The 1,855-nt window shown below is 62.7% G+C and carries 3 protein-coding genes; all 3 read left to right on the top strand.

Going from position 1 to position 1,855, the window contains the following annotated elements:
* The coding region (locus KBA32_RS15680) for a hypothetical protein (protein WP_294360876.1) at positions 1 to 384 on the top strand (384 nt) is incomplete at its 5' end.
* A 199-nt stretch (positions 385 to 583) separates the two neighbouring features.
* Positions 584 to 856 carry an AtpZ/AtpI family protein gene (locus KBA32_RS15685; protein WP_294360878.1) on the top strand — a complete coding sequence of 91 codons (273 nt, stop codon included), beginning with the start codon at positions 584 to 586 and terminating at the stop codon, positions 854 to 856.
* A complete protein-coding gene (locus KBA32_RS15690) occupies positions 856 to 1,554 on the top strand; it encodes a F0F1 ATP synthase subunit A (protein WP_294360880.1) in 699 nt (232 codons plus the stop codon). The genes KBA32_RS15685 and KBA32_RS15690 overlap by 1 nt, the downstream gene beginning before the upstream one ends.
* Positions 1,555 to 1,855: the final 301 nt, after the last annotated feature.

The following is a 1,855-nucleotide window of genomic DNA, read 5'->3' on the forward strand; positions in this document are numbered from 1 at the left end:
CTGCACCTGCAAAGCGCGATCCGCTACGAGCGCATCGAGGCGGTGACCAGCTTCGTCGGCCAGGACGCCAGCGGCAGCTTTGGCATCCTCCCGGGGCGCGCCGGCTTCATGACCATCCTGAGTTTTGGCCTGGCGCGCTTTCGCGTCGCCGACGGCCCCTGGAAATTCATCGCCTGCCCGGGCGCCGTCCTGTCGTTCGAGCACAACGCGCTCTGCCTCAATACGCGGCGCTACCTGGTAGACGACGATTACGGCCGGATTTCGGGTCTGCTGGTCGGCAAGCTCACCGAGGAAGAACACGCGCTCAAGGCCGTCAAGGACAACATCCGGCAACTCGAGCAGGAGCTGCTTCGGCGCTTGCATCAACTCAACCGGAGTCTGTGATGTCCTCAAAGAGCTCGATTTTTCAACGCAAAGGCGCAAAGGCGCGAAGGGACGCAAAGAGAAACCGAACGCTGTGCGAGCTGCTTTTTCTGCATGTGCTGCCTGCAACGACCAGTCGGGAGAACAAATCAGGTGGCGTCAGCGCGTTGTTTCCTTCGCGATCTCTGCGCCTTTGCGCCTTTGCGGTGAGGTTTTCAGAATGAACGATCAGGAGTGGCGCAACGGTGTCGGGCGCGACGCGGCAAGGTTGAAGGCGGCGGAGAAGGAGCGCCGGTCGCTGCTCGGCCAGACGGTCTTTCTCGGCACGCTGTCGGTCCTCTTCCTCGTGCCGCTGATCGGCGGCGCCTACCTCGGGGAGTGGCTCGACGGCCTGAACGAGGGGTATTCGACACGCTGGTCAATCAATCTCATCCTCCTCGGCCTGGCGCTGGGCATCTTCAACGTCATCGTCTTCGTGCGGAAGTACTGGTGATGGAATCGCTGGGCATCCTCTTCTACATCGGCCCCTTCGGCATCACGCGGACGGTGGTGACCAGCTGGGGCATCCTCGCGCTTCTCGGCCTCGGCAGCTGGCTGGCGACGCGCCGTCTGGTCATCGAACAACCGGGCCTGTGGCAGACGGCGCTCGAAGGCGCGGTGCAGTCGGTGCAGTCGGGCATCGCCGCGGTGGCGCCGGAACGGGCGGTGCTGCTCGCCCCGTTCGTCGGCACGCTCTGGCTGTTCGTCGCCGTCGCCAACCTCACCGGGCTGATTCCCGGGCTGCACGCGCCGACCGGCGACTTGTCCACGACCGCCGCGCTGGCCATCGTCGTCTTCCTGTCGGTGCACTGGTTCGGCATCCGCAGCGCCGGGCTGCGCGCCTACCTTCAGCACTACCTGTCGCCCAACCCCATCCTGCTGCCCTTCCACCTGCTCGGCGAGTTCTCGCGCACGCTGGCGCTGGCCGTCCGGCTGTTCGGCAACATCATGAGCCTGGAGATGGCTGCGATGCTCATGTTGCTCGTCGCCGGGCTGCTGATTCCCGTGCCGGTGATGATGCTGCACGTGCTCGAAGCGCTCGTGCAGGCCTACATCTTCGGCACGCTGGCCCTGATCTACATCGCCAGCGGCATGCAGTCGCAGGTTACGAACCATCCTCATCAACCGGATAACGGAGGAGAAGACAAGTGAACCTCAAGAGCCCAGTTTTTCACCGCAAAGGCGCAAAGATGCAAAGGTTCGCAAAGAAAAGCAAAGCGCTACGCGAGCAGTTCGTGTTTGTCGCACAGCCCTTCAGGGTGAATGATGAAGTGCGATCAATACGTCGTTTACTTTGCGATCTCTGCGCCTTTGCGCCTTTGCGGTGAGGTTTTTTAAGGATGAATGACATGAACACGTTCGTACTCGTTTCGACCATCGCGGCGGTCGCGGCCATCGCGATCGGGGTCATCTTCCCCGCCATCGCCATGGGCAAGGCCATCGCCACGGCGCT

Origin of the sequence: Propionivibrio sp. (genome assembly GCF_017995515.1) — a bacterium.
Lineage (GTDB): Bacteria > Pseudomonadota > Gammaproteobacteria > Burkholderiales > Rhodocyclaceae > Propionivibrio.

What these genes read in the sequence shown, in the direction of transcription:
- KBA32_RS15690 (WP_294360880.1), top strand. Translation starts at nt 856, where the DNA reads ATGGAATCGCTGGGCATCCTCTTCTACATCGGCCCCTTCGGCATCACG.
- KBA32_RS15685 (WP_294360878.1), top strand. Translation starts at nt 584, where the DNA reads ATGAACGATCAGGAGTGGCGCAACGGTGTCGGGCGCGACGCGGCAAGG.